The organism is Onishia taeanensis (genome assembly GCF_013349955.1).
GTDB lineage: Bacteria > Pseudomonadota > Gammaproteobacteria > Pseudomonadales > Halomonadaceae > Onishia > Onishia taeanensis_B.
This window is the reverse complement of sequence record NZ_JABVXC010000004.1, coordinates 97,242-123,484: the sequence shown is the minus strand read 5'-3', so window position 1 is coordinate 123,484 and position 26,243 is coordinate 97,242. Positions and strand designations below refer to the sequence as shown.

The following is a 26,243-nucleotide window of genomic DNA, read 5'->3' as shown; positions in this document are numbered from 1 at the left end:
GACTTGCCTTGATGTGCGTCAAGGCGGCCATGAACGCCTCATACCATCCTAAGTAAGTGGTCGTTGGCGGCCGCTCATCGGCTGTTTCTTTTCATTTAAGGAGGATGCGTCATGAAGGCTCTGGTATTCCATGGTCCCGGCAAGCGTCGCTGGGAAGACAAGCCGCGCCCGACGCTAATCAATCCGACGGACGCTGTGGTACGCATCACCCATACCACTATCTGCGGCACCGATTTGCATATCTTGAAGGGCGATGTCCCTGCGGTCACGGAAGGTCGCATCTTGGGGCATGAAGGCGTAGGGGTGGTCGAAGAGGTCGGTGAAGGGGTGAGCAATATCCAGGTTGGCGACGAAGTGCTGATCTCCTGCATCACCTCCTGCGGGCGCTGCGACTATTGCAAGCGCGGTGTCTATTCCCACTGCCGCGACGGCGGCTGGATACTCGGCCACTTGATTGATGGCACCCAGGCTGAGTACGTGCGTATTCCACACGCAGATAACAGCCTCTATCCGCTACCCAAGGAGATGGATCGCGCGGCGGCGGTGATGCTCAGCGACATCCTGCCCACCGGGCACGAAATCGGCGCACTGAACGGCGAGGTCACGCTCGGCGACACCGTCGCCATCGTCGGCGCTGGCCCTATCGGCCTGGCAGCACTGATGACTTCACGGTTCTACTCTCCAGCGCGAATCATCATGATCGATCCCGATGAGAACCGGCTGGCGATGGCAAAGCAACTCGGCGCCACCGACATCATTGCCCAGGACCCAATCGAAGCCATTGAAAAGCTCACCGGGGGCGAAGGCGTAGATGTCGCCATGGAAGCGGTGGGGATTCCCGAGACGTTTGATATCTGCCAGCGCATCGTGCGTGCAGGCGGGCATATCGCCAATATCGGCGTGCATGGCAAGAGCGTCGACCTCAGGCTGCAAGATCTGTGGATCAAGAACATTACCCTGCGAACGGGTCTGGTCAACACCGACACCATTCCAGTACTGATGAGAGTCGTCGAGAGCGGCAGCGTCGAGCCCGCAGGGCTGGTGACTCATCGCTTCAAGCTCGACGAGATCGAAAAGGCCTACGATATCTTTGGCGAAGCGGCAAAAGAACAGGCTATCAAGATGCTGCTGACCGTCGAATGAACGCCTAGTGGCAGGGCGCAGGCGCGACGAATGTGGCGCTCGCGCCCACTCCTGTTGATGGAAAAAAGTGGGGAGTGCTCACCCTATAGCTGTTTACGCCACCGGTCCTCGACCGTCTCCAGCTCAGCCGGACCATAACGAGCGGCGGGTTGATCACTGTGATAGGCCCAGAGCTGGTCACCACAATCGTAATGCCACCACTCGCTTGGCAGATTGGTGAAGCCTTGGGCGGCCATCGCGTTATACAGCAAACGCCGATTGTCTCTGGCAACACACTGTCGCTCGGTCGGAGCCTCGAGCGCTTCCAACGACACGGTATGTGATTCGCTCACTGCCTCATCGAACAAGGTGCCCATATCGAGCAAGAGTCCATCAGCGTCGCATAGCGTGACATCCACCGCCCCACCGGTCAGGTGAGGGCTGGGGGCTTGCTGGCTACGACTAGGCACCGACACGAACTCGCGAGTACGTACCGTCAGTTCAGCCTCACTCAAGTCGCTGCAATGCGCTCGCAATGACTCAAAGAGCGTATCGAACAGATATTGCTGCACCCGCCAGGGGCGCCAGCCATCCAGCACCACCAGCCCCATACCGTCGGGAAGAGAGCGTGCCACCTTAAGCAGACGACGGTAGGTCGTCTCCCTGACGTAGCACTCATCGACAGAGCCGGGCACCCCTTGCTTGGCATATACCGGAAATACCTTGATAGGCAGCGGTGCCAGACCGAGAGGCACCAATGGCTCATCACTCTCATTGATGGGAATCTGGCTCACTTTGGACCAGTCAGGCTCACTCATGTGAGGAATAGGTGTAGCGAAGGACCTAGTTGCCCCTTCTTTCAATGTTGGCATCGTTCTTTACCCCAAGACCGTCGGTAACCAGAGCGTCAGCGACGGGAACACAATTAAAACCAGAAGCACCAGAATGGCCATGAGCACAAACGGCCAGATCGTTCGAAACAGCGACACGATTTCGAGTCGGCTCACGGCGGCAGCAACGTACACACAGGCCCCCATCGGCGGCGTAATCAAGGCGATGGTGATGTTGAGTGTAATGATGATACCCAGGTGCACCGGATCGATACCCGCCATCATGGCGACCGGGGAGAAGATCGGCGTCAACAGCATCAAAGCCGACACCTCTTCCATGAACATGCCGGTCACGAAGGTGATGCCGCTGAGCATCAACAGAATAACGATCGGGTCTGAAATGTAGGGCGTGAGCAACTCGACAAACTGAGTCGGCACCTGAGCATAAGACAGCAGCCAGCTTATCGTCGCCGATGCCGCCATGATCAAGAAGATAGCTGAGGTGAGCCGCGTAGTTTCGACAATCGCCTGCCAGAAATCTCGCAGCTTAAGATTACCCAGCACCATGCCGCATAGTGCCACATAGAGTGCAGTGAGCGCGCCAGACTCGGTCGGCGTGACAAACCCCATGACGATACCTGCCACGATGATGAAGGGCGCGACCAATGCCGGAAGAGCCCCCAATGCAGCCACCCCAAGCTCTCGTGCTGATGGCAAACCACCTTGCTTGGGCATGCCGTGTCGCCAGGCATACCAAGCGTTCATTCCCATGAAGGCGACACCCAGAATAAGCCCTGGGATCACACCCGCTAGGAACAGATCGCCGACAGAGGTATTGGTGAGGGAGGCGTAGAGAATCATGAAAATACTGGGTGGAATTATCGGCCCAATCAAGGAGCTACCAGCCGTCAAACCGGCCGCGAATGCGGTCGAATAGCCATCCTTTCGCATCGCTGGAACGAGCAATGAGCCGAGTGCCGAGGTGTCCGCAACAGCAGAACCATTCACGCCGGCAAAAAACACACTCGACACGACATTGACGTGCCCCATCCCTCCGCGGAAATGGCCAACCAGTAAGCGCGCCAGCCCCATTAGCCGGTCGGTCAGCCGACTGGCATTCATCAGATTACCCGCGAGGATAAATAACGGAATTGCCATCAGGGAAAATACGTTGATACCGCTGAAGAATTGCTGCGGCATCATGCGAGGTACCATGCTGAAATCAATGAACAGGAAGCCGACCAAAGCGGTCGTCAGCAAGGAAATAAAAAGCGGCAGTCCCAACAGCACATGGGCCAGGAAGACCCCCAACATGGTGAGTGTCATTCGACTTCCTCCGCGATTGTCTTGAGCGGTGCCGGGCCATAAAGCAGTGCCTGCCAGGCAAGCAAGGCAAAGCCAGCCGGGACGGACAACATAGGAATGGTGCGGCTAACCCCCAACCCCGAGCTGGTAAACATCGATACTGACATTGCATATTGGTAGCTAACCACAGCACCGCCAATGGCCAGCGTGATTGTCAGCAGCCATTGGTAGACGTTCAGAAGTCGGCATAACCCTGATGGAAGAAGACGCTCAATAAGCGCCACTCGCATGTGTCCACCTTCGATCCAGACGGCCCCCATTGCCAGTAACACACTGGCGATAATGAGGTACCGTGCAAGCTCGTCGGTCCATATCGGTGCGCCACCCGCGATATAACGCATGAAGACGCCGAAGAGAATGGCCAGTAAGTCGATCAGCAACAGACTACTGGCAAGCCACAGAGTGGCCTTCTGGCTCACCAGAAGGCTCCGAGAGCGTAGAGATAACATAGGAGTAAGAGCCCCAACTGGGCAGAGAATGTCTCCCTCTGCCCCGAGTGTGATGTCGAACTGCGCCGCTCATGAAGCGGCGCCACATGGCTTACTTGCGGAGATCACTCATACCGGCATCTTCAAGCGCCATATCGACCCACTCTTGTTCGATACCCTGCTCGGCGAGCCACTCTAAGTACGCTGGCTGACCCTGTTCCCGGAAGGCATTGAGCTCTTCATTCGTGGGGCGGATCACCTGCATGCCCTGCTCTTCTAGATAAGCGATACGCTCATCGACTTTGGCTTCATTTTGCTCGCGTGCCATGGTGTTGGCTTCGGCCACCGCCTCCATGAAGTTGGCTCGCATCTCCTCATCCCAACCATCGATCATGGCGCCATTACCTACCAAGAATTGATCGGAATACTGAATGTTCGCCAACGTCAGGTAATCCTGCACTTCGTATAGGCTGCCGAGGATGATATACATCGGCGGATTCATCTGACCGTCTGCGACACCGGTCTTGAGAGCCATATAGACTTCGGTCCAGGGGATCGGCGTACCGGACGCGCCGAAGGCCTCATAGAGCGCCACCTGGCTTGGGTCCATTGCGCGGAAACGCAGGCCGTCGAAGTCAGCCGGCGACGAGATCGGCTTTTTATCGTTGGTGAATGCCAGGAAGCCCCCCTCCTCGACCACGGCCAACAGCTCCGCGCCAGTGCGTTCGCGAAGCGCCGTTTCTACATTGCCCCAATACTCGCCTTCATCAAAGAAAGTACGCGCCGATGCAAAATCATCGAACAAGAAGGGAGTGGCGCTGACGAAAATCTCCGGCACTACCGGCGACATGCCCGCAAAAGAGGCAATGTTGAGACTCGGCGAGTTCATCACCTGCTCCATGCGCTCCTGCTCTTCACCCAGCATGCTATTGGGATAGAGCTTTATCTCGATTTCACCGTCAGTTTTCTCGGCGACCAGCTCTTTTAGATTGGCGGCAAAGGCATGAACGGCATTTTTGTCAGCGTCAGGCGCACCGTTATAGCTAAGATTGACCGTGGTGGCGGCTTGGGCACCAGTGGCGAGGGATGCCATCACACAGGCTGAAGCAAGAGTGGTAAGCGCAAATTTCCGAGACAGGTCCATATCGGACTCCTCAATGAAGTGTCTTGTATAGTTATGTGGTCGGCTCACCGATGTGGCCTTGTAGGTCAGGCTATGGGTACCTCTGTTGCCTTTGCAATAGACCGGGCGTTGTTCTCATGACAACAGACGCGGCGCATCGCTGTTAAAAAAGCGCATGCCGCGTTGCAAATGCTGGAGGCATGCTTCTGCCGATACCGTTAACGCACGGCCATGACGACTGACAATCTGCGCCGTAGCGCCGTTCAGAGCCGGGTGCGCCATTTCCAGAATACCGATCTCTTCATTATCAAGCGCATCGATGACAGTAAGCTGCGGCATGAAGGTGACACCGATCCCCGACACCACGAAATTCCTGAGCACTGCCACCGAATTGGTGTGCAGCCGCGCCCGCAAGGAGATGCGCTCCTGATGAGCGACGGCATTGACTAAATGGCGCATACCGAATGGATGGTTCATCAGGCCCAGCGGATATCCTTGAATGTCTTGCAGAAACACTTGCCGCTTCAATGCCATCAGCGGATGGCCAGCGGGAACGATCAAGTCGAGGGGATGCTTGGTTTCAACGTGGCATACCAGTTGTGCGTCAACGGGTGGGGCATAAAGCAACGCGAAATCCACATGCCCCTGGATGACCAGGTCTATGGCCTCGTCCATTCCCGCCATGGTGACGTCGAGTTCAATACCGGGGTAAGCCGTCATGAAGGACTCCAGCGGCTGGGAAACCAGGTCAGCGATGAAGCCCTCTCCCACCGCGATACCTACCTGCCCACTGACCAACCCCTGTAGCTGCTGAAGTTTCGATAGCACCACCTTTTCGGCAGACACTTGGCCTTGAAAGTGGTCAACCAGGAACTGACCTGACTCTGTCACCTGAACACCAGACGAGTGGCGATGGAGAAGCGCCACACCGAGGGACTCCTCAAGTGCTTTGATCTGACGGCTGACCACCGATACATCGATGTTCAGGTGATCGGCGGCTCGTCGGAATGACCCTCTTCTCACGACTTCACTTAGATACGCTAATGCGCGCTGATTCAACATGGGGAGTAAGGTTACCTAAGGTGTGAATTAACAATCGCGGATGGTTCATCTCATCCATTGTTTGCCACCTGGTTAGCGTGAGGGAGAGCCCGGCAAACCTGTCCGGTATACCCCAGAATCATGTGCTGACCAAATCAGCCGGACGGCTGGTGGTATTATTCGAAGATGCACGAAACGAGCGTCCTGCTGATAGTCCAGAGCTCGTAGTCCCGGCCGAGGAAGGTGTTGCGGCCACGTCCTTTACATGATCGCCCGTTAGGCTTCGAGCATTATGCAGGTGGGCAAGAAGCGATGACCGGCATACTGCTGATAAAGAGTCTCAAGCTAGCATCAGCATACCGGCACCCATTGGCTGCCCGGCCGACGCCGGTCGGGATACTTATCTTGCACTGTCGGACACTTGCGTCGACTTGCGCCCGGTAAAGCGCCGGTGCAGGAGGTTGTAGGCCAAAGCGCCCACTATTACCCCCCAAAAGGCCGACCCCAACCCCAGGAAGCTCATGCCGGACGCCGTGGCGATAAAAGTGATCACCGAGGCTTCCAGGTGATCCTTTTGGGAGGCGAAGGCATGGATGTTGCTGGTGATGGCACCGATCAGCGCTAGCCCCGCCAGCACTGCGACGAACTCGCCGGGCAACGAGGTGAACAGCGTCACGATGGTCCCGGCAAAGGTGCCACCGATCAAGTAGAAGATCCCATTGGCGACCCCGGCCACATAGCGCTTATCTGGATCCTCGTGGGCCTCCTTGCTGGTGCAAATGGCCGCGGTGATGGCTGCAATCACGGTGGTAATACCGCCAAAAAAGGCGGTGGCAAAGGAAATCAAACTGGTCACCGTGACGACCGGCTTGGCGGGCGTGTTGTAGCCAGCGCTTCGCATGATCGCCATGCCCGGCAGAAACTGCCCGGTCATGCTGACTAACACCAGCGGGATGGCCAGGCTAAGGATGGCATGCCAGCTCCATTCCGGGGCAATGAACTGCGGATCGGCTAGGCTAAGTGTCACCCCCTTCAGGCTGGCCCCTTCAAGCATCACCGCCAGGATTACCCCCACCACCAGCAGCACCACCAGGCTATAGCGCGGACTCAACCGCTTGAAGACGAGGTAGGCGAGGATCATCCCAATAGACAAGGCCGGTACCGACTCCAGCGACACGAAGACGCCCACGCCGAACTGGAACAGGATGCCCGCCATCATGGCGCTGGCTATGCCTGGCGGGACCAGCCGAATGATGCGATCGAAGGAGCCGGTGACGCCAATCACGAAGATCGCCGCTGCCGCCACCAGATAGGCGCCCACCGCCTCGCCTAACGAAAGGTCGGGAAACAGCGTGACCAGCAAGGCCGTGCCAGGTGCCGACCATGCGGTGACCACCGGGACCTTGAGCCACAGGCTGAGCAGAATGCCCGAGACCGCTGCGCCAAGCGAAATCGCCCAGACCCAGGATGTGATCATGGCGTTTGAGACGTCAGCGCTCTGAGCGGCCTGAAAGAAGATCATCAGTGGCCCAGAGTAAGACACTAGCACGGCGACGAAACCGGCAGTGATGGCGGATATCGACCAGTCCTTGAACATCACAACAATCCTCGACACGAGTAGCGATGCACCTTCGCGCAGCGCACAGCTGAAAACGCCCGCGCTGCCAAGCAATCGCGGGCCAAGGGGGAAGCGCCGACGTCCAGACGCCTGAACTATCGATCAGCCTACTTTTTTAGCTGAAAAACGCTTGCGCAGGGCCTCGCGTTCCAGCGAGAAGTCAAAGTCCTGGAACTCCACCAGCATCGAGATAAGCGCGCCCAGGATCAGCGCCCAGAACGACGCGCCGATGCCAAAGATCTTCAGGCCCGACACGGCGATCAGGAAGGAAAACATCGCCCCTACTTCATGCTTGCCGGAGAAGGTAATGTGCATCGCCGAGCTTATCACTCTAAGCAGCGCCAATCCGGCAATGATGGCGATAAAATAATTCGGCATCGCTTCGATCAGACTGAACACGAAACCATAGAAAGGGGCAGCGATCACGAAGATGATGCCAACGATTACCGCCGCCACCCAGCGCTTGTCGTGGGTACCTGCCTCAGGGGAGGAACAGATACCCGTCATTGGCGCGGCGATGCAGGTGCTGTGAAGATTGAAAAAGGCAGACACCATGGTGCCAATGCCTCCAACGAAGGTGATGGCGTTGGCCGGCACCTCCTTGAAGCCCATGCCCTTGACCAACCCCACGCCGGCGGGGGTCTCCATGCCCACTAGGATCAGCGCCAGCGGCAGGCCGTAGGCCAAAAAGGCGTCCATTGAGAAGGCCGGCGCGATGAACTCGGGCATGCGAAACGAAAACTCCACGCTTGAGAAGTCGGCACCGGAGAAGGCCATATAGATCACGCCCACCGCGAGCGTCACCACCAGCGGGGGGACTCGACGCAGGAAGCGCGCCGAGAAGAAAAAGGCCAGGATCATCACCATCGCCGGTAGCAACGCACTCTGCAGCGGCATCACCATGTTGGTGCCGAACTTGAGCAGCACCCCAGCCACCATCCCCATGACGATGGGCATGGGAATGAGCCGCATCACCAGGCTCATCCAGCCGGCCAAGGCGACTACCACCGAAATGGCGCCCGCCATCAGCGTCGCTCCCAGGGCCTCATTGAGCCCTACCACAGGAATGATGGCGGCGAACAGCAATGCCCCGGGAATGGAGTTGGCCATCGGCAGGGGCAGCCGATAGTAGGCCGGTAGCAGTAGACCGAACAGGCCGTTGATGAAGAGGTAGCTGATCACCCATAGCAGGGTGAAATCCTTGGGTAACCCGGCGGCGGTACCGGCACTGATATGGATGATGCCTGCGCTGAGGCCGAAAATGCCAGCGACCACGCCAGCGCTCAGGTTGTCGGCATTCAGGTCACGCAGGAAATCCCGCGGCGCCGACGCTAGGCCGACGCCTCTCTCGAGATGTTTCATGGTGTGCTCCAGGGGATTATTGTCGTTGTCGTCTTTGGTAGCTTCGGCAGACCTCGAATGCGTAGAGGTCCAGGGCTCAGCCCTGATCGCCGCCGCCGACCGGCAGTACGCTGCCGGTGATATAGCTCGCCTCGTCCGAGGCCAAGAACAGAATCGGGGCGGCCATCTCGTCGAGCGTGCCGTAGCGTTTCATCAGGCAGCTCTGCTTGGTCTGGTCGATATGCGCCTGAAACCAGGCCCGTTCCGTCTCGTTACTGGGCTCCGGGGTACCCCGGGAAATCTTGCGCGGCGGCGCCTCGGTCCCACCGATGCCGGCGGCCGCCACACGAATACCGTGCTCGGCGTACTCGAAGGCCAGAGACTCGGTCAGTGCATTGACGCCTCCCTTCGCCGCCGAATAGGGAATTCGATGGATACCCCGGGCCGCCACTGACGAGACGTTGACGATCACGCCGCCACCCTGCTCGACCAGGAGCGGCAACACGGCTCGGCAGCACCACAGTGTCGGCATCAGCGAGCGCTGGACTTCGGCGGCGATCTCGCTTTCGCTGAATTCGGTGAACGGCTTGAAGTTGATGGCCCCACCTACGTTGTTGATCAGGATATCGATACGACCGAAATGCTCGGCTGTCTTGGCCATGACGTCAGAGGCCCCGGCCCAGGTCTCCAGGTCGGCCAACACACTGATCGCCTCCACGCCCTGAGCACGCAGATCGTCCACGACCTCCTCCACCAGTTCCGAACGATCCACCAAGGCCAGGCGTGCTCCCTCCGCGCCGGCCCGCTCGGCCACTCGCCGCCCGATCCCCTGGGCAGCGCCGGTGATCACCATGACCTTGTCCTGGAAACGTAAGTTCTGAAAACGTGAGCCCTGAAAGCCTAAGCCGTCGATGCGTTGCGCGCTCATGCCACCTCTCCCGGTGCCTGATTGGGTGTGAACTTCTCGTAGTGGAAGCTCTGCGGCACGATGCCCTCCTTGTCGAAGTGCTTGAGCACGGCATCGACCATCGGCGGCGGCCCGCACAGATAGACGTCGATATCGCCGTCGTGCAGCACCTCAGCGTCCATGTGATGGGTGACATAGCCCTTGCGCGGATGCGTGCTGGCCTCGTCCACCACCACGGTGGAGTAGGTGAACGTCGGTAGCCTCTCGGCGAACGCGTCCAGCGCATCGACCTTGACCAAGTGGTCGTCCTTGTTGACGCCGTAGATCAGGTGCATCGGCTGGTCGCTGCCCTGCTCTTCTTCCCGTTTCTGAACCAGTTGCTCGAGCATGGAGAGGAAGGGCGCGAGGCCCGTACCGCCTGCTAGCATCAGCACCGGGCGCGTTATCTCGCGCAGATAGAAGCTGCCCAGTGGCCCAGTGAGAGAGAGACGATCGCCGACCTTGGCTTGCTGGGTCAGGTAGCCGCTCATCAGACCATTGGGGATGTTGCGGATCAGGAAGGTGGCGCGCGGCTCCCCTGGCTTCGAGCTGAAGGAGTAAGAGCGGTGCTGACCGCTGCCCGGCACATCGATATGGATGTACTGGCCCGGCAGAAAGGCCAGTTCGCCGCCCTCGTCCAGGTCGACCGCCAGCTCGATGCTGTCCTCGGAGAGTTGCTCGACTGCGGTCAGGGTGCCCTGGATCTTGCCCACCTGGGTCATGCATAGCGTAGAGGCCACCGGCACCTGTATGACGCAGTCCGACGATGGCACCATCTGGCAGGTCAGCACCTGGCCTTCGGCGGCCTCCTCGTCGGAGAGCGCATCATCGAGATACTCGTCGCCCAAATCGAACTCGCCCTGCTCGCAGTGGCCCTTGCAGGTACCACAGACGCCGTCGGAGCAGTCCATAGGCAGGTTGACCTTCTGGCGATAGGCCGCATCGAGGACCGTTTCCCCCTCCTTGCAGCCGATGAAACGCGTGACGCCGTCCTCGAAGTTGAGTGCAATGTTGTAGCTCATGGTCGAATCTCCTCCCGCACAGGATCAGCGTGACCCGATCAGACGTGATAAACGTCGATGACCTGATGGATGTAGTCGTTGTTGAGTTGCACGACTTTTCGGGTGATCAGCGGCGTCTCCCCCGACACATCCAGGGTGTAGAAGGCGCAGCCGAAGTAGCTGTCGGTCTTCTTGTAGCGGTGGCTCAGGGTGTGCCAGTTGAAGCGCAACTCCACCCTGTCGCCTTGCTCCTTGAGCACCTCGAGATTGGTGACTTGATGGGTAGTGCGGGGCTCGGGAGTGCTCGCCCCGCTGCGCTCGGTCTTGATCCGATAGACCCGGTCCTCCAACCCCTCACGGTTCGGGTAATAGATCAGCGAGATCTCGGCGTGCGGGTCCCGGGTCAACTGATCGTCGTCATCCCAGGCCGGCATCCAGAACTCGGCGTCCTGGTGATAGCACTCGAGCCAGGCGTCCCACTGGCGGTCGTCGAGCAGGCGCGCTTCGCGGTATAGGAACGCCTGGATGTCGTGATAGCTGATGCTCATGTCTGTTCTCCCCTTCTCTATAGGTGCCGGCCTTAGGCGTGCTGGGCGGCGGGCGCAGTGGGAATAAACCGGCTGCGTTCCTTGTCGATGGCGCGCAGCATCTCTTCGACCCAGTGCTGGTGATGCAGCACATAGAGCCCCTCGTCCTCCGGGGAGGCCCCGCTGAGCAGCGGCTTCATATCGATGGCTTGGGCGTTCTCATCGGCCCCTGTGATCCACTGCTTGGCGCCGCGAGAAAGATCGCTCCACTCGGCAAGCGAGCCGTTATAGCCGTCCTGGCAGGCGCGAAACTCCTCAAGGTCGTCCGGTGTCCCCATGCCCGAGACGTTGAAGAAGTCCTCGTACTGGCGAATGCGTACCCGTCGGCTCTCCGCGGGCTCGCCCTTGGGCGCGAAGCAGTAAATGGTGACCTCGGTCTTGTCCACGGAGAGCGGACGCAGCACACGGATCTGGGTGGAGAACTGATCCATCAGATAAACGTTGGGATAGAGACAGAGATTGCGGGTCTGGTTGACGATGGAGTCGGCCCGAGCCTCACCCAGCTCAGCTGCGATCTCATCCTTGCGACTGAAGATCGGGCGGACCTCGGGGTTGATCAGCCGGGTCCACAGCATCATGTGGCCATTCTCATAGGAGTAGAAGCCGCCCTGGCTCTTCGACCAACCGTCGGCGTCCACCGCCTTGGTGCCACCGGCGTCGTAGTTGCGACGCTCCATGGTCGAGGCATAGTTCCAGTGCACCGAACTCACGTGGTAACCGTCGGCCCCGTTCTCGGCCTGCAGCTTCCAGTTGCCGTTGTAGGTGTACGACGACGTCCCGCGCAGGATCTCCAGGCCTTCCGGCGCCTGGTCGACGATATTATCGATCACCTTGCGGGTTTCGCCGAGATAGTCCTCAAGCGGCATCACGTCGGCGCTCAGGCTGCCGAACAGGAAGCCCTTGTAGTTCTCGAAACGCGGCAGGTGCTTGAGGTCATGAGAGCCTTGCTGCTTGAACCCCTCCGGGTAGGCGCCGTTCTTCTCGTTCTTGGCCTTGAGCAGCTTGCCGTCGTTCTTGAAGGTCCAGCCGTGGAACGGGCAGGTAAAGGTGCCCTTGTTGCCCCGCTTGCGTCGGCAAAGAGTGGCGCCACGGTGGGCACAAGCATTGATCAGGCCATGCAGCTCGCCGGCCTTGTCGCGGGTGATCACCACCGGCTGGCGGCCCATGGTCACGGTGAAGTAGTCACCCGGCTCGGCAATCTGGCTCTCATGGGCCAGGAACAGCCAATTACCCTCGAAGATGTGCTTCATCTCCAGGTCGAAGAAGGTCGGGTCGGTGAACATGCTGCGGTGGCAGCGAAAGACGCCGTTGTCAGCGTCGTCGACGACGGCGCCGCGGACGCGTTGTTCGAGACGATCAAGCTGGGTAGTCATGACGGTGATCCTCGCTTGGCGATCATGTTATTGACGTTATTGGAGCGCAGGGCCCCAGCCGTGCCGCCGACAGGATCGTCAGCACGGGCACGTTCGATGCAGATAGGGAATGGTGTCGAGCCGTGCGATCAGACCCTGGCAGTAGCAGCCAGTTGGCTCGCCTGGTCCTGCTCGTCTTCCTTGGCCCGCGGACGCTTGTGGCGAACCTGTAGCTCGGGGGCGGCGGTCTTGGCCAGTGCGACGTCGAACACCACTTCAGCGAAGGGGCCGTCCAACTGACGGCTGGCAATCTCGGCCGCGTCTTCGCTGCGGCGGGCAGGAACCACCAGTTCCTCGCGGGTAGCAAAGGCGAAGTCGTCGAAGGTATAGGGGTCGCCGGCCAGATTGATCTGGGTCGTCAGGTGCTGATGCCCCGGCGCGGAGACGAAGTAATGGATATGCGCCGGACGCTCGCCATGCCGGCCCAGTGCCTTTAGCACCATATCGGTAGGGGCACCTTCCGGCACGCCGTAACCGGAGGGGATGATGCTGCGAGCCGTGTAGCGACCGTTGCTGTCGGTAAGGATGGTGCGACGCAGGTTGTATTCGCTCTGCGTCTGGTCGAAGAAGGAGTAGCCGCCCCTGGAGTTGGCATGCCATATCTCGACCTTGGCGCCAGCTACCGGGTTGCCCTCGACATCACGCACCTGGCCGGTCAGCCACATGGTCTCGCCATCCGTATCCTGACCATCGTCCATCCGTGCGAAGCCCTCGGCCTGCGGGGCGCCTGCCACATAGAGCGGCCCCTCGATGGTCCGCGGCGTGCCACCGGTGCGCTTGGCCTCGGCATCGATCGCGTCCTGGCGCATATCCAGATAGTGGTCGAAGCCCAGACCCGGCGACAGCAAGCCGAATTGCGTCTGGCTGCCCAAGGCGTTGAGCAGGTTGACGGCGGACCAGTACTCCTCCTCGCTGACATTGAAGTCATCGATCAGGCGGAACAGGTCCGAAAGCAGCCGATGCATGATCTGCTTGGTGCGCTCGTTGCCGCCGTCCTGGTCAAAGCCGGCGACGGTGGTCAGGAAGTCTTGAACCTCGGGGGTATCGAAAATCTTAACGGTCATGGTCGATTAGCCTCGTTTGTTATGGTTTTCCATTCCGCTCGCGGACGCTGGCGTGCGTTATCCGCGTTTCAGGCATCATCCTCGCGGATAGAGGACGGATGACGGCACAGCGGTTTGACGCTGATGTCCATATAGGGGAAGAGCGGCAGATTGCTGACCAGCTCCTGCAATTCGGCGTTGTCTTCAACGTCGAAGATGCTGACGTTCGAGTAGCTGCCGGCCATGCGCCACAGATGGCGCCACTTGCCTGCGCGCTGCAGTTCCTGGGAGTAAGCCTTCTCGGTCGCCTTGATCTCGGCGACCTGCTCGGCAGGCATGGACGGCGGCAGCTTGACGGTCATTTCCACCTGAAACAGCATGACGTTCTCCTTTTCAGTTCTTGCGTGCGTTACTTGCGTGCGTTACTTGCGTGCATAGTGTGCGAGCTTGTCTTCATCCAAGGTGACGCCGAGCCCAGGCCCTTGCGGGAGTTCGACCCCAAACGCGTGGTAGTGGAGTGGCTCAACGACAATGTCGTCCTTGAGCAACAGCGGACCGAACATCTCGGTGCCCCAGGCCATGTCGTCCTGGGTCGCCCAGGCATGCAGCGACGCTGCGGTGCCGATGGAGCCTTCCAGCATGGTGCCGCCGTAGAGGCCAATGCCGGCAGCCTTGGCTACATGGGCCAACTCCAGCACGCCATAGAGCCCGCCGGACTTCGCGATCTTCAGGGCAAAGGCACCACTGAAGCCGCCAGTCGCCAGCTCGAGCCCATCGCGGGCATCCTGAACGGCCTCGTCGGCCAGCATCGGTACATTGAAGCGTTGTGACAGCCGGATCAGCCCGGCATGCTCGCAGGCGGGAATGGCCTGCTCGATCAAATCGATACCGGCATTCTGGAGTGCCTGAATGCCGCGCACGGCAGTGGGCTCGTCCCAGGCCTGGTTGATATCGACCCTGATGCTTGCTCTGTCCCCCAGGGCTTCCTTGATCGCCGCCACATGACGCACATCCTGATCCACCGGGTTGGCACCGATCTTCAACTTGAAGTCGCAATGAAGGTGCTGCTCGAGACGCAGCAGAGCCTCGTCGATGTCCTTCTGGGTATCACCGCTGGCCAGGGTCCATAGCACCGGCAGATGCACCTGGCGGGCGCCGCCCAACAATTCGGCGACCGAGAGGCCAAGGCGCTTGCCCTGAGCGTCGAGTAATGCGGTTTCCAGTGCCGACTTGGCGATGGCGTTGCCTCGGGCATGCCGATTCAGCCGAGCACGGAGTGCTTGGATGTTGCTCGAGGGCTGGCCGACCAGCAGAGGCGCCAGATAGGTATCGATGTTGGTCTTGATGCTCTCGGGACTCTCGGGACCATAGGCCAGGCCACCGATGGTGGTGCCCTCACCGATCCCCTCGACACCATCGCTGTGATGCATCCGCACGATGACCAGGGTCTGGCAGGCCATCGTTGTCATGGAAAGCTTGTGCGGGCGAATGGTCGGCAGGTCGACCAGCAACGTCTCGATTGTGTTGATCACAGGGGGCATGGGGGCTCCGAGGTCCAGGAATCGGGTAATTGCAGGGCAGTTTGATTGCAGCCTGCAGACGGAACCAATATTGTTTAAGTCCCTTTCCATACCCTGGAGGTATCATGGAGTTGCGCCACCTGCGGTACTTCTGCGTAGTGGCCGAAGAGCTGAACATGACCCGGGCGGCCGTCAGGCTGAACATGGCCCAGCCCCCTTTAACCCGCCAGATCAATCAGTTAGAAGAAGAAATAGGTACTCGACTATTCGAGCGAAGTTCTCGGGGCCTGACCCTCACCCCGGCGGGCCAGTTCTTTCATGAGCATACTCTGCAGATACTGGAAAAAGTCGACACCACCATCGCTGGCACCCGGCGTATTGCCCGCAGCAAGCACCAGCTGTTCGGGATTGGCTTCGTGCCGTCGGTGTTCTACGGCCAGCTTCCATTGCTGGTGCGCGGGCTACGACAAAAGGAGGACCTGGAGCTGACACTGGCGGAGCTGACTACCGTGCAGCAGATTCAGGCATTGAAGGTGGGACGTATCGACCTTGGATTCGGCCGGTTGCGCATCGACGATCCCGATATAGAGCAGGAAGTATTGTTCGAAGAGCCGATGATGGCGGCACTGCCTAACGGCCACCCCCTGGAAGGCACCACGCCGACCATGGCGCAGCTAGCCGAATACCCACTGATCCTGTTTCCGGCCACGCCGCGCCCCAGCATGGCGGACAGCGTACTCGGCATGTTTCGCCGCCGCGGACTACGGGTAAGAGTCGCGCAGGAAGCCAATGAGATGCAGACAGCGCTGGGGCTCGTGGCCTCGGACCTGGGCATCACCCTGGTACCAGAACAGGTTCGCAGGCTTCAGCGGGACGGGATCAACTATGTCTATCTGGCCGAGAAACACATCACCATTCCCATCCTCTGCAGCCGGCGCAAAGGGGAAAAGCCAAATGAGATCATGCAGGCCGCCAACGCCATCCTCGCCGTGCTGGTCGAGAACCGTCGAAGTGGTCGCTATCCCTGATGTTGGTCTACCTCATACAACGGTCTAAAGGTTCCTGTATAACCTAATAGGTTCCCAATCGTTATACAGATCGATCCATATCGGCTTTCTCTAACGGCCAGGCACAAAAAAGCCACCCGTAGGTGGCTGATTTGTTTGATGCGGTGGCGGAGGGACAGGGATCGCCCTCATCAACCCGACAACCCATTAAAAATCAGTAGCTTGGCTGTGTTGATTCCTCCTCAATGTAGCGCTTTCCTGTAACAGAAGCAATGAGTTCGTACTTGGAGCTTGGCGGTAACCATCGCCCAGCGCTACTGTAGGTATTCGCGTAGAGCGAGAGGTCATAACGGTGCTTCTGGAAAAAAGCTAGACGTCGGATCAATGGGGTTGAAGGAACAGAACATGGATAGACAGCTTTTGCTGGAACATGCTGAATCGATGCAAAACATGATGGTGGCCCGTGCCACAGGTGGTGATGCTAGCGATTACGAATACTCTCAGATTCGAGCCGCTTTGCTAGATGACCCAAGCATAGCGCAGCTTGTTCCTCAAATGGTTAAGACATGCCGTTCACCAAGCCAGTTTTGGAGCTTCATCAAGAAAATCGAGCAGTATGAACCGAGAAGACAGTTCATTTGGAGCGAGTTTAGGCCCCTCCTCGACAAGCTGGAGCAAGTAGGCGCTCCATCTGACATGGCTATTACCGATACACTCGAAAACTTTGACTCGACCCATGTTCATATGGCATGGCAGAAGACGTTGTCTCGAAGAACATCGGACCCTGAGGGTGCTATCACAATGGCCAAGTCCCTAATTGAAAGTGTCTGCAAGCACATCATAGAAGAGGTGGATGGACAGGAGTACTCGGGCAGAAGCGATGACCTGCCAGCTTTATATCGTAAGGCATCACAAGCGCTGAACCTTGCTCCAGAACAACACATGGAGGAAACTTTCAAGCGTATTCTTGGAGGATGCTCTAACATAGTCACTGGTCTTGGTGAGCTTCGTAATAAAGTTGGAGATGCTCATGGCCAAGGGCCTCGGCCAGTTAAGCCGAGTCCTCGACATGCTGAATTTGCAGTCAACCTTGCGGGAACAATGGCTGCCTTTTTGATTGCTACACTCGAGGTAAGGAAAAGTCCCTAATTTCCTGATCTAAATCTTCCAGAAGCATGGTTTCGATTGAGTCTTTCGCAGCACCGTCGTGACCTGGAAAGAGTGTCGCTGTAGTCACTCCTAACATTTCTATCTGTCGCATCAGATTGTATGCTTCCGAAAGAGGAAGAAGATGCCTTTTTAGATAGCTCCGGGAATGTCTATGATTCAAAAGATCAAGATCGCCAAGATCAAAGCCTTTGATAAACGTAAAGCGCCCCTTCTGAGCGGCCAAGTTCTGGCTGGTGGAGCCTGGAGCATTTCTAATTCTAAAGGTTTCCTTGAATCCTGCTGCTTGCATTGTGTCAAGTTCTACAACGGCAAGCATCCACTCTGAAAGGTTTGCATCTTCTCTCTGTGAAAGCAGCCTTCTCCTTTCATGTATGGCCTGGGAAACAGAGAAGTAGCAAGCAACTAATGGTGAAGTTGTCCAGTCTAAAAGTCTTGTAGGAACCCCGTGGTGCTGTGCTTGTGCGAGAAAGTGAAATACAGCATTGTCATCTGACGGCCAAAGGCTTGGGTACTTAAATAAATCTACGACGCGCCCATGACTGTTTGTCCCTCTTGGCTCTAACAGAAAATCTCTTAGCTGGTCGCTATCTCCAGCCACTTTTATCCCAGCATCGTCGCAAGCATTTACAAATCTTGCTAAGTACGCAATTTCCTTAAATGCTCTTGAGTCATCACCGTAGATGGCATTCAGCTTGCGAGACCCTGTGGCCCTTGAAATTGATGGACTGAGAGTCCAGGACTGATGGCCTAGCCCCCTATAAATAATGCCCGCACTTTGGTTGTCAATAAAATGTTTCAGAAGTTTTGAGGCATTGTGATGCTCAATCTGAGGTATCTCATCCCACATCGTTTATTCCTTCTTATCTTGATGATTCATGTCCATTCCAGATCGAGCGTCTGACATGTCTAGGGTGCTTCGCAAAAATAAACCAAGGCACACAGGCGAACGATTAATCTACAAGCTGTGCGTCCCCGGCGTCCATCCTTCGGCTCGCGTCGGTTGCTGTCAGTGCGGTGCCGATCCGTGACCACTAGGGTGTACCTGAGCGAGCACGCCTCAAGGCGCCCTGTATCCGTGTTCACATCCATGGTTTGACAGCCCTAACGAGCACACCTATTGTGACCATACCCAAGCGAACACAGTGCTCGACAAGGGAGTGAACGACAATGGCTTACATTCGAGCCTACCTCCGCGCCTCCACCGATGACCAGAACGCCAGCCGTGCCCGTGAGGCGCTGACCAGCTTCACCAGCGAGAAGGGAGTGATGGTCGCTTCGTGGTACATCGAGAACGCCAGCGGCACCAAGGCCGACCGTACTGAGCTGGCTCGACTCATTGACGATGCCCACCCCGGCGATGTGCTGCTGGTCGAGCAGGTGGACCGACTGACGCGCCTGACGAAAGGCGATTGGGACAGGCTCAAGGGCGCCATCCAGAGCGCGGGTCTTCGGGTCGTCTCCCTGGACCTACCGACGAGCCACGCGGCGCTGACCGTGGGCAACGGTGACGACTTCACCGGGAGGATGCTCGATGCGGTGAACGCTATGCTCCTCGACATGCTGGCGGCTGTCGCTCGCAAGGACTACGAGGACAGGCGTAGGCGTCAGGCCCAGGGCATCGAGAAGGCCAAGCAGGATGGCCGCTACAAGGGCCGTCCGGTGAACGAGGAGCTACATCGGCGGGTCATGGAGCTTCGAGAGCAAGGCTTCAGTGTCCGCAAGACTGCCGACATCGTGGGCTGTGGTGTCAGCACCGTCCAACGTGCCATGAAGCGAGTCGAGAAGCCCGCTCAGTGAGGACATCGAGCAGCAGGACACCAAGGCAGGGCCAAGCGGTCCTGCTTTTTTGTGTCGGCTCGAAGTCATCCCCTGGTGCATCGGTTGTCACCGGGAGCCAATGAGCGCGGGCATCCTGAGAGAAGTCCAACCATCCTTGTTTGAACCAGACCCGTTATCGGATCAATCTCTTTATAATCAATATCTTACTCATTATTGGCATGGCCTGTAGCGTGCCCGTTGCTGGCGCTCATAGGCGGGCGCCAAGGACTACCACCAGACAGCAAGGAGCCGAAGCAATGCGTATTGAGTTCACACGCTGGGGTACGGAGCTGGCCATCATGGGACTGGTCGCAGGAGATGTCTTCCTGCGGGTGCCGATGGTCGGGCTGCTCGCCTGGAATCAATGCGGCCTGTCCCTGGATCGCTGGGCAGATGCCAAGCATGACCCGGTGATGTAAGTCCTGACGCTCAGCCATGGGGGATGGGTGCCGTCGTCGTTCATTCCCCCGGTGGGTGTCTTGAAGATCGACTTCCAGCCGCCACCATGCGCCCGCTCGGGGCGGGGTACGGGGAAGCGCGTTCTTTTATATACACTCAATACCGGCTCAGAGATGCGCCACAAAATGGCCGGGGGTAGCCTGTAGGAGTCCCATCGGAAGGAGTCCCATCGGAGTCCCGTTCCTCCAGCTCAGTGACGGACACACGGAGTCGAGGGCGAGACGGTAGGAGTCCCGTTCCTCTGGTTCAAGGACTGGCGCACGGAGTCAGAGGAACAGGGGTAGATCATGTTCCAGTGCGTCTACTATCCGCGCCACGGTGGTGATACCTCGGAGTGGCTCCCAGGAAGCGCCACCATGTGGCAAATCGACAGGGCCAACGCCTTGATGGTTTGCCAGATTTTGCGATAAAGCCCGCCACGACTTCCGCCACCATCGAGCCGACCATAAGCAGCCACGAGATCGCTGAGGTGGTCGAAGTACGGCATGACAGCGTGAAGCCCACCGTCGAACGCCTTGCCGCTAGGGACGTAATCGAATTCCCATCACTGGTGGAGATTCCCACGGCAACCAAGCCCACCACTGAATTCCGCATCGGCAAGCGCGACAACTATGTGATCGTCGCTCAGCTCTCCCCGGAGTTCACCGCTCGCTTGGTGGATCGCTGGCAAGAGCGGTGGGGATGGTCATGGTTGTTGTTTCCTCATTGGTGATTCCCCCTCGCCGAGCCTCCCCCTCATCGGCCCTCGAACCGGCCCAACGAAGGCCAGCCGATGAAGCACGCGAGGAAGAATCCCGATAAGAGGTTCGAGTGGATGGGCTAGTAGTTGGTCAGCGGGAGAGGCTGACGGAGTGATCTGAAGGCATGGCCGTCGTTGATGGCGGACACGGGTATGGTCACTGACACAAGCACGGGTGCTCTCTGTCGGCGTCATCGGTGGACCTTCGGTGAGCGGTGATCGTCATCCAAGATCACCCATTCGCTGTTCCCCAATACTGCGTCGTTTAGAGCAGTCCATTGGGCTGTTGATTTCCTCAGGCAGCCCCCATGATCCAGGCGTCAAGCCTCTCCTGGCGAGTCACGTCCGCATCATCGGACGACCATCCTTGATCTGACGCCTTCGCTGTCGTTGGTGTTGGTAGGGCCCGCTCCAAGAACGGAAGCGCTATCCCGCAAGCCTTCACATACTTCTGAGCTTGGCGATGGCCCACGTCGAGAAGTCCCTTGACGTTCCTCGTCGAGATGATCTCCAACTCCTGAAGGATGACATACAGGCTGATCTTGTTGAGTGGCAGGTTGCGCTCTTTCTGGCTGTGGTGGTCCAGATTCGCAATCCCCGCAATGACATCCGACGCAGGACATCCAATGTCACCTACGGCTCGCTCCTTCATGGCATCCTGCACAGTGTTCTCGATGCGCTTTTCCCGATTGCTTCGCTTGGGGATGTCGCTGATGTTGCTCTTGTCGAGGCGTTCGCCCTCTTGAGAATCGACGTAACCGGCTCGAATCTTTGCAGACCGCCCCCTGCCAAGCCGCCGCTTGAGGTTCGGCATTTCGTCAATCGGGTAAGTCTGGTCGATGGCGTCGTCCGTAGCCGGTGCTTCGCCCAACCCGAAAGCGGGGCCGAACGGCCACCGATCACGGGACAAGCTGTCCATGTGCCGAAGCTGTCTTTCGGTTTGCTCCTTGAGCGCCAGTCCTCGGGCCTTCATTTCTTCCCGGCCTGAGCGGCCATGTCTGACAACTGTCGTCACCTCGGAGCTGGTGGATGTGCTGGTCGTTGGAGCAGTGGCGTTATCCATGATCGTGTCTTCCTCATGAGTGGAACCACTCGACCAGCCGGGCCACACACCAGCCCATGGCCGCAGGACTTCCAACCGGGCACACGAAAAGCCCAGTCCTACGGTTGGCCGGTGAGTAGCTCCACTGATGAGCGGTTGGATAGATGGTGGTGTGTGGTGAAGCGTCCTCGCTGAACGCTGTGGGGAGCGGCAGCAGTGAGCGTCTGTAGCGAGTAGGAGATGCAGGTGGCGGCCTTCCCCAGTAGTGGGCCGTAACCGCGTTCTGCTAGATCGGGCTTCCCCGTAAGTGGGCGGTAATCACCCGGAGAGGGCCGGTTCTCCTATGGTGGGCTCGATCCCCCCCTCGTAAGTGAGGGGGAATCGTCATAGGCAGCGCCTTCTCCACGAGAGGGCCGTAATTGATTCGTCGCTGTGTGGCGCTGCGAGAGGTTCTAGTGTTAATCGGTAGGAATGCCCGCTGAGGAAGAGAAAAGCCTATGTGCGGGCGCATGTGGTGAAGGTCTGGGGCTATTTCGTGATGCCTTTGAAGAGCAGGGCTTGCTCGCTCTGCGTGTAGAGTTCTGCGTACGCCTCGTCTACATCCTCGCCTTCCAGATGCGGCAGGATTCTGGCCAACTCGGGAGCCTCGAAGAGGGTCTTCCGGGCCAGGCCATCAGCGACCATGGTCAACTTCGTCAACTTCCAGTGTGATGCTCGATGGCCGAACTTCTGGAGCCAGGCTCCCGCCAGCTTGGCGCGGGTGTCCTCATCCACCCATGCTCCCTGCTTGGCGTAGTAGCCGATTGTCCCGACAGTGACGTACGTGACGAGGTGCGCCATGTCCTGAAGGTTCATCGTGTTGCGCGTGAAGAGCCCCATGTTTTACCCCTTCCTGCTATAGGCCACAAAAAAACATCGCGATGAGCATCCAGGTTATATGTCGCCTACAGCCAGACCATCAGCCACTAGAGCTGCCCTCAAGTCTTCTTGGGCTTTACCTCTCTCTTCATTCCCACTCTTTGCAGTGATCATCATGTTATTTAGCAGCTCCATCTCCACTTTGAATGGGCGGTAAGCTCTGAGCTTTGCTGTCAGCTTTTGGTACTTCATGGTAGACCCGATGTCTTCCGAACCAATGCTGGAGTATCGGTTTGCCTCAACAAATAAGTCGGTGAGTTTTTTTAGAGTCATACCCAGCTTCAGGTCAGAGATGATCCCCATTGTGCCACTTCCCTTTGTTCGTGCATTCATTGCTACCCTAGCGATAATCGGGCCGCTGTTTCAAATAGAGCTTCTTATGTGTGCGAATGTAGGTGGCCCAGGTCAAGCCCTCGATACTCAAGGCGACAGATGGCGTCGTTCAGGGTCTCCAGTTCGTAGCCGGACCCGTACCGTGCTGACATGCCCGCTTCGGTGTGGCCTTGCAGGGCATCCATCACATACTTATCGACGCCCGAGTTCCGGCAAGCGTCCTCGAAGTTGTGGCGGAGCGAGTGAAAGGCGTTCTGCCCGTGCTTGATCTTGAGGGAGTCGAGCAACGCCCGGAATCGCTTGGAGTAGACGGACGAGTAATAGCCGTCATTCCCCATGGGCATGTCAGGGAACAGCCGTTGGGCCCCTTGCTGGCGCATCTTCTCGACATGCTCAAGGAAGCCCAGCCGCTTCAGTTCGGGGTGGATCGGCGTCTTGCGCCAGCTACTGGTGGTCTTCAGTGACTTGTCATCACCGTCGCCGTTGATGTCGATGAAGTCGATGTCGTTCTGGCGCTTCACATCCGAGACATAGAGTTGCAGGACTTCCCCCATCCTGGCCCCGGTGAACAGCGAAACCAGCGGCACCCAGAACATGCCCGAGTCCCGAGGCACCAGCGTACCGGGCTGGCGCCAGTGATGGAGCGACTTGCAGCCGGTGAAGACAGGGGCGTGGAAGATGGCTCTAAGTTCCTCCAGCGTGAAGGGATCGCGTTCTTCGCGGGCACGCTTCTTGATGGCCACCTTCAAGCCGTTCAGTGGGTTGGGCGGACACTCGTCATAGTGCTTGGCGGCCCAGTTCCAGAACGCGGCGGCGTATCCGATCAGCTTGTTCACGTTCTTGCCCGACATCGGCGCCATGCCCAGCTCATCGGCTCGCTCGGCGGCCTTATCAATAGCCAGTCCCTGGAGCGGCTTCTGCTTCGTCCAGTTGCTGGGGAGCTTCATCAAGACCGACTTGAAGGCACGACCATCGGCCTTCGCGTAGGCGTCCAGCGGCTTATCGCCGACGACGGTGATAAAGTTGTCTAGGGTGGTCCGGTGATCGTTGGTGGTCTTCGGCGCCCAGCTCAGGGACTTCTCGGCTATCCACTCCTTGGCCACGGCGGAGAGCAGTGGGCCTTGTCCATCGTCCGCGAGACTCTGGCGAGCCTCCGACGCTGGGGCGGTGGCCTGTGATGGCAGCGAGTCCACGGTGGGTGTCGGGACTATCTCGCCCTCATTGCGTGACTGCTGGTCCTTCCCGGCGCGGATGTAGGCGGCCTGTAGTGCACGGGCCAGTGAGCGCCAGCTTGGGGAGTCTGGCGACAGGGCAAGCTCCACCCCGTCCCATGACAGGATGTCCTCGGCCTCACCCATAAAGAAGGTGTCCACCCGGCCACGAGCATAGAGGTGCCGAGTATGGCTTACACTGTCCTCAAGCTCCTCCGCCGTCTCGTCAAAGTCCCAGCGCTCCCAGTCCGTTCCGGGCTCGCCGGGTTCCTCCTCGAAGTAGCCTTCCGTCCTGATCTCTTCATCTTCCTCCAACAATGATGCGTGATACCGGGAAGCAAGATGATCTATCTGTTCATTGGTGAGGGAGTCGAGGGGCTGGGCTTGGGCTGCCATCCAGCGGCGGTGATGATCGAACTGCTGATCCACTTCAACGGCTGCCTTGCGGACACGGCGTATCGCCTCCTGATAATCGGAGGTCTTGAGAGAGAAGGTCTCTTCAGCCTTGGGGTAGCTGGCCTGAATGTCTTGAGGGATGGCAGCTCGGTGGTAGTAGCGAGCGCCACGGCGATACAGGCGAGGATGTCCGGTAACTTTCACGGTCTTCATGACCTCCCAATGTAACAGTCCAATGGGGCGGCCATAAACAAAAACGCCCCGAGACCAGTAAGTTACTGAAATCTCAGGGCGTCGTAGTGTGGTGGCGGAGGGACAGTCCGCTTGATTAGGCTTCAGAAACATCCAATAAAATATAATTACTCATTGTTTTAGCTTTATTTTTTTTAATCTCTGTCCAGCAAGATCCAAAGCCGTACCGACATTTCCAGAGTCAAAGTATGGGCCGGAGTATGGGCTAGGGTATGGTACGCTAATCCTTCGACAACGAGGAGGCGGCCATGGGCAAGCTCACCACACGTGGAGTACAGAAACTGGTCAGGGAGGCCAAGCCCGGGTTGACCAACGATGGTGAGGGCCTGTACCTCAAGATCGGCAAGAAAGGGGGAGCAAGCTGGATCTATCGGTTCCGGCGCAATGGCAAACTTCGCGACATGGGCCTTGGTAGCTATTCGGACGTCAGCCTTGCTGAAGCGCGAGCTCGTGCCGGCAAGAACCGTAGCCTCATCAAGGAAGGCCTTGATCCCCTTGAGGCCAAGGTAGAAGAAGAGCAAGTAGACGAGGCCACGCCCACCTTCACCAGCTGTGCCGCCCGCTACATCATGTCCCACCGCCGCAGCTGGCGGAACGCCAAGCACGCGCGGCAATGGGTCAGCACGTTGAAGGCCTACGCTCGACCGGTCATCGGAAACAAGCCTGTCGATGAGGTCACCACCCAAGACGTCCTGAAAATCCTGTCACCGATCTGGACCAGCAAGACCGAAACGGCCAAGCGCGTGCAAGGCCGGATTGAGAACGTCCTCGACTACGCCGCGGCGCACAACTACCGAGATCCTGTGAACCCGGCCCGCTGGCGTGGGCACCTCGACAAGCTGCTGGCCAAACCATCTAGGGTCAAGCAGGTAAGCCACCATCCGGCTATGCCCTATGATGATGTTGCCGCCTTCATGGCCGAGCTTCAGGGCTATACCAGCGTTTCCTCCAGGGCCCTGCAGTTCCTGATCCTGACAGCTACGCGCACTTCAGAGGTCCTGCGCGCTGATTGGCTGGAGCTCGACCTCAACAATCAAACCTGGACGATCCCAGCCGACAGAATGAAGGCACGCCGCGAACACCGTGTGCCGCTGTCACGGCAAGCGGTGGAGCTGCTGGCCCAGCTACCGCGAGTGAAGGGCAACTCCTATGTCTTCCCCGGAGCGCGCTACGGACGCCCTCTCTCCAATATGGCCATGCTGCAGCTGATGCGAGGCATCGGCTATGGTCAGGGTGGCGAACGGGGCGACTACGTGCCCCACGGCTTCCGCTCGAGCTTTCGCGATTGGACCGGCGAAGTCACCAGTTATCCTCGTGACGTCGCAGAAATGGCGCTGGCCCACACCATCGAGAACAAGGTGGAAGCGGCCTATCGCCGTGGAGACCTCTTCAATAAGCGACGGGCCATGATGCAGAATTGGGCCGATTTCATCCTACCGCAGAGCTAGTAAGGACACTCTTGAAGTACTGAACACTCGGGCATGGCGCATGTTTTGCTGTGGCAAGGCAGCCTGCAGGCCC

The 26,243-nt window shown here is 58.4% G+C and carries 26 protein-coding genes; 7 read left to right on the top strand and 19 right to left on the bottom strand.

Going from position 1 to position 26,243, the window contains the following annotated elements:
• Window positions 1-111: 111 nt before the first annotated feature.
• Entirely contained in the window at window positions 112-1,143 is a 1,032-nt protein-coding gene (locus tag HUS66_RS06995; RefSeq protein WP_175070197.1) for a zinc-dependent alcohol dehydrogenase family protein, read from the top strand.
• Window positions 1,144-1,226: 83 nt separating this feature from the next.
• On the opposite strand, the gene HUS66_RS06990 is transcribed toward HUS66_RS06995, so the two are convergent.
• The 14 genes from HUS66_RS06990 to HUS66_RS06925 all read right to left on the bottom strand — a co-directional run bounded on the left by HUS66_RS06990 (window position 1,227) and on the right by HUS66_RS06925 (window position 15,398).
• On the bottom strand, window positions 1,227-1,916 hold the full coding sequence (locus HUS66_RS06990; protein WP_340162747.1) for a M15 family metallopeptidase: 690 nt from the start codon (window positions 1,914-1,916) through the stop codon (window positions 1,227-1,229).
• A gap of 84 nt (window positions 1,917-2,000) precedes the next feature.
• A complete protein-coding gene (locus tag HUS66_RS06985; protein WP_175070195.1) occupies window positions 2,001-3,278 on the bottom strand; it encodes a TRAP transporter large permease in 1,278 nt (425 codons plus the stop codon).
• Entirely contained in the window at window positions 3,275-3,736 is a 462-nt protein-coding gene (locus HUS66_RS06980; protein WP_282848396.1) for a TRAP transporter small permease, read from the bottom strand. Before HUS66_RS06980 ends, HUS66_RS06985 begins: the two co-directional genes overlap by 4 nt.
• A gap of 121 nt (window positions 3,737-3,857) precedes the next feature.
• Window positions 3,858-4,889, bottom strand: a complete 1,032-nt coding sequence (dctP, locus tag HUS66_RS06975; protein ID WP_175070193.1) for a TRAP transporter substrate-binding protein DctP — start codon at window positions 4,887-4,889, stop codon at window positions 3,858-3,860.
• 114 nt (window positions 4,890-5,003) lie between these two features.
• The gene (locus tag HUS66_RS06970) at window positions 5,004-5,930 is read right to left on the bottom strand and encodes a LysR family transcriptional regulator (protein WP_175070192.1); all 927 of its coding nucleotides are present in this window, start codon (window positions 5,928-5,930) and stop codon (window positions 5,004-5,006) included.
• A 379-nt stretch (window positions 5,931-6,309) separates the two neighbouring features.
• Window positions 6,310-7,506, bottom strand: a complete 1,197-nt coding sequence (locus tag HUS66_RS06965) for a benzoate/H(+) symporter BenE family transporter (protein ID WP_175070191.1) — start codon at window positions 7,504-7,506, stop codon at window positions 6,310-6,312.
• 123 nt (window positions 7,507-7,629) lie between these two features.
• Window positions 7,630-8,889: a benzoate/H(+) symporter BenE family transporter gene (locus HUS66_RS06960; protein ID WP_175070190.1), complete on the bottom strand. Its 1,260-nt coding sequence runs from the start codon at window positions 8,887-8,889 to the stop codon at window positions 7,630-7,632.
• A 76-nt stretch (window positions 8,890-8,965) separates the two neighbouring features.
• Window positions 8,966-9,796: a benzoate diol dehydrogenase BenD gene (gene benD / locus HUS66_RS06955; RefSeq protein WP_175070189.1), complete on the bottom strand. Its 831-nt coding sequence runs from the start codon at window positions 9,794-9,796 to the stop codon at window positions 8,966-8,968.
• On the bottom strand, window positions 9,793-10,836 hold the full coding sequence (benC, locus tag HUS66_RS06950) for a benzoate 1,2-dioxygenase electron transfer component BenC (protein WP_175070188.1): 1,044 nt from the start codon (window positions 10,834-10,836) through the stop codon (window positions 9,793-9,795). Before benC ends, benD begins: the two co-directional genes overlap by 4 nt.
• Before the next feature lie 38 nt (window positions 10,837-10,874).
• Window positions 10,875-11,363, bottom strand: a complete 489-nt coding sequence (benB, locus tag HUS66_RS06945) for a benzoate 1,2-dioxygenase small subunit (RefSeq protein WP_175070187.1) — start codon at window positions 11,361-11,363, stop codon at window positions 10,875-10,877.
• A gap of 32 nt (window positions 11,364-11,395) precedes the next feature.
• Complete coding sequence (locus HUS66_RS06940) at window positions 11,396-12,775, bottom strand: Rieske 2Fe-2S domain-containing protein (RefSeq protein ID WP_175070186.1); 1,380 nt, start codon at window positions 12,773-12,775, stop codon at window positions 11,396-11,398.
• A gap of 128 nt (window positions 12,776-12,903) precedes the next feature.
• Entirely contained in the window at window positions 12,904-13,878 is a 975-nt protein-coding gene (catA, locus tag HUS66_RS06935; RefSeq protein ID WP_175070185.1) for a catechol 1,2-dioxygenase, read from the bottom strand.
• A 68-nt stretch (window positions 13,879-13,946) separates the two neighbouring features.
• Window positions 13,947-14,237, bottom strand: a complete 291-nt coding sequence (catC, locus tag HUS66_RS06930; RefSeq protein ID WP_175070184.1) for a muconolactone Delta-isomerase — start codon at window positions 14,235-14,237, stop codon at window positions 13,947-13,949.
• A 42-nt stretch (window positions 14,238-14,279) separates the two neighbouring features.
• Window positions 14,280-15,398, bottom strand: a complete 1,119-nt coding sequence (locus HUS66_RS06925) for a muconate/chloromuconate family cycloisomerase (protein WP_175070183.1) — start codon at window positions 15,396-15,398, stop codon at window positions 14,280-14,282.
• Window positions 15,399-15,502: 104 nt separating this feature from the next.
• On the opposite strand from HUS66_RS06925, the gene HUS66_RS06920 reads away from it, so the two are divergent.
• Together HUS66_RS06920 and HUS66_RS17800 are read left to right on the top strand one after the other, a co-directional pair.
• Window positions 15,503-16,405, top strand: a complete 903-nt coding sequence (locus tag HUS66_RS06920; protein ID WP_175070182.1) for a LysR family transcriptional regulator — start codon at window positions 15,503-15,505, stop codon at window positions 16,403-16,405.
• Between the two features lie 384 nt (window positions 16,406-16,789).
• Window positions 16,790-17,533, top strand: coding sequence for an abortive infection family protein (locus HUS66_RS17800; RefSeq protein WP_175070181.1), 744 nt, complete (start codon window positions 16,790-16,792; stop codon window positions 17,531-17,533).
• Here HUS66_RS17800 and HUS66_RS06910 read toward each other — a convergent pair.
• Window positions 17,505-18,401, bottom strand: coding sequence for an FRG domain-containing protein (locus HUS66_RS06910; RefSeq protein ID WP_175070180.1), 897 nt, complete (start codon window positions 18,399-18,401; stop codon window positions 17,505-17,507). The genes HUS66_RS17800 and HUS66_RS06910 overlap by 29 nt on opposite strands.
• A gap of 320 nt (window positions 18,402-18,721) precedes the next feature.
• On the opposite strand from HUS66_RS06910, the gene HUS66_RS06905 reads away from it, so the two are divergent.
• The 3 genes from HUS66_RS06905 to HUS66_RS06895 all read left to right on the top strand — a co-directional run bounded on the left by HUS66_RS06905 (window position 18,722) and on the right by HUS66_RS06895 (window position 20,543).
• Complete coding sequence (locus HUS66_RS06905) at window positions 18,722-19,351, top strand: recombinase family protein (RefSeq protein ID WP_175070179.1); 630 nt, start codon at window positions 18,722-18,724, stop codon at window positions 19,349-19,351.
• A gap of 278 nt (window positions 19,352-19,629) precedes the next feature.
• Window positions 19,630-19,791 carry a hypothetical protein gene (locus HUS66_RS06900; RefSeq protein ID WP_175070178.1) on the top strand — a complete coding sequence of 54 codons (162 nt, stop codon included), beginning with the start codon at window positions 19,630-19,632 and terminating at the stop codon, window positions 19,789-19,791.
• Window positions 19,792-20,189: 398 nt separating this feature from the next.
• Complete coding sequence (locus HUS66_RS06895; RefSeq protein WP_217487943.1) at window positions 20,190-20,543, top strand: Rha family transcriptional regulator; 354 nt, start codon at window positions 20,190-20,192, stop codon at window positions 20,541-20,543.
• Between the two features lie 322 nt (window positions 20,544-20,865).
• Here HUS66_RS06895 and HUS66_RS06890 read toward each other — a convergent pair whose 3' ends face one another.
• The 4 genes from HUS66_RS06890 to HUS66_RS06875 all read right to left on the bottom strand — a co-directional run bounded on the left by HUS66_RS06890 (window position 20,866) and on the right by HUS66_RS06875 (window position 24,683).
• Window positions 20,866-21,633, bottom strand: a complete 768-nt coding sequence (locus tag HUS66_RS06890; protein WP_175070177.1) for a hypothetical protein — start codon at window positions 21,631-21,633, stop codon at window positions 20,866-20,868.
• 507 nt (window positions 21,634-22,140) lie between these two features.
• The gene (locus HUS66_RS06885; protein ID WP_175070176.1) at window positions 22,141-22,491 is read right to left on the bottom strand and encodes a hypothetical protein; all 351 of its coding nucleotides are present in this window, start codon (window positions 22,489-22,491) and stop codon (window positions 22,141-22,143) included.
• A 54-nt stretch (window positions 22,492-22,545) separates the two neighbouring features.
• The gene (locus HUS66_RS06880) at window positions 22,546-22,833 is read right to left on the bottom strand and encodes a hypothetical protein (RefSeq protein WP_175070175.1); all 288 of its coding nucleotides are present in this window, start codon (window positions 22,831-22,833) and stop codon (window positions 22,546-22,548) included.
• Between the two features lie 74 nt (window positions 22,834-22,907).
• Window positions 22,908-24,683: a site-specific integrase gene (locus HUS66_RS06875; RefSeq protein ID WP_175070174.1), complete on the bottom strand. Its 1,776-nt coding sequence runs from the start codon at window positions 24,681-24,683 to the stop codon at window positions 22,908-22,910.
• Window positions 24,684-24,970: 287 nt separating this feature from the next.
• On the opposite strand from HUS66_RS06875, the gene HUS66_RS06870 reads away from it, so the two are divergent.
• Window positions 24,971-26,170, top strand: coding sequence for a tyrosine-type recombinase/integrase (locus tag HUS66_RS06870; RefSeq protein ID WP_136254625.1), 1,200 nt, complete (start codon window positions 24,971-24,973; stop codon window positions 26,168-26,170).
• Window positions 26,171-26,243: the final 73 nt, after the last annotated feature.

Coding starts and splice junctions, on each gene's coding strand:
- HUS66_RS06995 (WP_175070197.1), top strand. CDS start 112: ATGAAGGCTCTGGTATTCCATGGTCCCGGCAAGCGTCGCTGGGAAGAC.
- HUS66_RS06985 (WP_175070195.1), bottom strand. CDS start 3,278: ATGACACTCACCATGTTGGGGGTCTTCCTGGCCCATGTGCTGTTGGGA.
- dctP (WP_175070193.1), bottom strand. CDS start 4,889: ATGGACCTGTCTCGGAAATTTGCGCTTACCACTCTTGCTTCAGCCTGT.
- HUS66_RS06970 (WP_175070192.1), bottom strand. CDS start 5,930: ATGTTGAATCAGCGCGCATTAGCGTATCTAAGTGAAGTCGTGAGAAGA.
- HUS66_RS06965 (WP_175070191.1), bottom strand. CDS start 7,506: ATGTTCAAGGACTGGTCGATATCCGCCATCACTGCCGGTTTCGTCGCC.
- HUS66_RS06960 (WP_175070190.1), bottom strand. CDS start 8,889: ATGAAACATCTCGAGAGAGGCGTCGGCCTAGCGTCGGCGCCGCGGGAT.
- benD (WP_175070189.1), bottom strand. CDS start 9,796: ATGAGCGCGCAACGCATCGACGGCTTAGGCTTTCAGGGCTCACGTTTT.
- benC (WP_175070188.1), bottom strand. CDS start 10,836: ATGAGCTACAACATTGCACTCAACTTCGAGGACGGCGTCACGCGTTTC.
- benB (WP_175070187.1), bottom strand. CDS start 11,363: ATGAGCATCAGCTATCACGACATCCAGGCGTTCCTATACCGCGAAGCG.
- HUS66_RS06940 (WP_175070186.1), bottom strand. CDS start 12,775: ATGACTACCCAGCTTGATCGTCTCGAACAACGCGTCCGCGGCGCCGTC.
- catA (WP_175070185.1), bottom strand. CDS start 13,878: ATGACCGTTAAGATTTTCGATACCCCCGAGGTTCAAGACTTCCTGACC.
- catC (WP_175070184.1), bottom strand. CDS start 14,237: ATGCTGTTTCAGGTGGAAATGACCGTCAAGCTGCCGCCGTCCATGCCT.
- HUS66_RS06925 (WP_175070183.1), bottom strand. CDS start 15,398: ATGCCCCCTGTGATCAACACAATCGAGACGTTGCTGGTCGACCTGCCG.
- HUS66_RS06920 (WP_175070182.1), top strand. CDS start 15,503: ATGGAGTTGCGCCACCTGCGGTACTTCTGCGTAGTGGCCGAAGAGCTG.
- HUS66_RS17800 (WP_175070181.1), top strand. CDS start 16,790: ATGGATAGACAGCTTTTGCTGGAACATGCTGAATCGATGCAAAACATG.
- HUS66_RS06910 (WP_175070180.1), bottom strand. CDS start 18,401: ATGTGGGATGAGATACCTCAGATTGAGCATCACAATGCCTCAAAACTT.
- HUS66_RS06905 (WP_175070179.1), top strand. CDS start 18,722: ATGGCTTACATTCGAGCCTACCTCCGCGCCTCCACCGATGACCAGAAC.
- HUS66_RS06900 (WP_175070178.1), top strand. CDS start 19,630: ATGCGTATTGAGTTCACACGCTGGGGTACGGAGCTGGCCATCATGGGA.
- HUS66_RS06890 (WP_175070177.1), bottom strand. CDS start 21,633: ATGGATAACGCCACTGCTCCAACGACCAGCACATCCACCAGCTCCGAG.
- HUS66_RS06885 (WP_175070176.1), bottom strand. CDS start 22,491: ATGGGGCTCTTCACGCGCAACACGATGAACCTTCAGGACATGGCGCAC.
- HUS66_RS06880 (WP_175070175.1), bottom strand. CDS start 22,833: ATGGGGATCATCTCTGACCTGAAGCTGGGTATGACTCTAAAAAAACTC.
- HUS66_RS06875 (WP_175070174.1), bottom strand. CDS start 24,683: ATGAAGACCGTGAAAGTTACCGGACATCCTCGCCTGTATCGCCGTGGC.
- HUS66_RS06870 (WP_136254625.1), top strand. CDS start 24,971: ATGGGCAAGCTCACCACACGTGGAGTACAGAAACTGGTCAGGGAGGCC.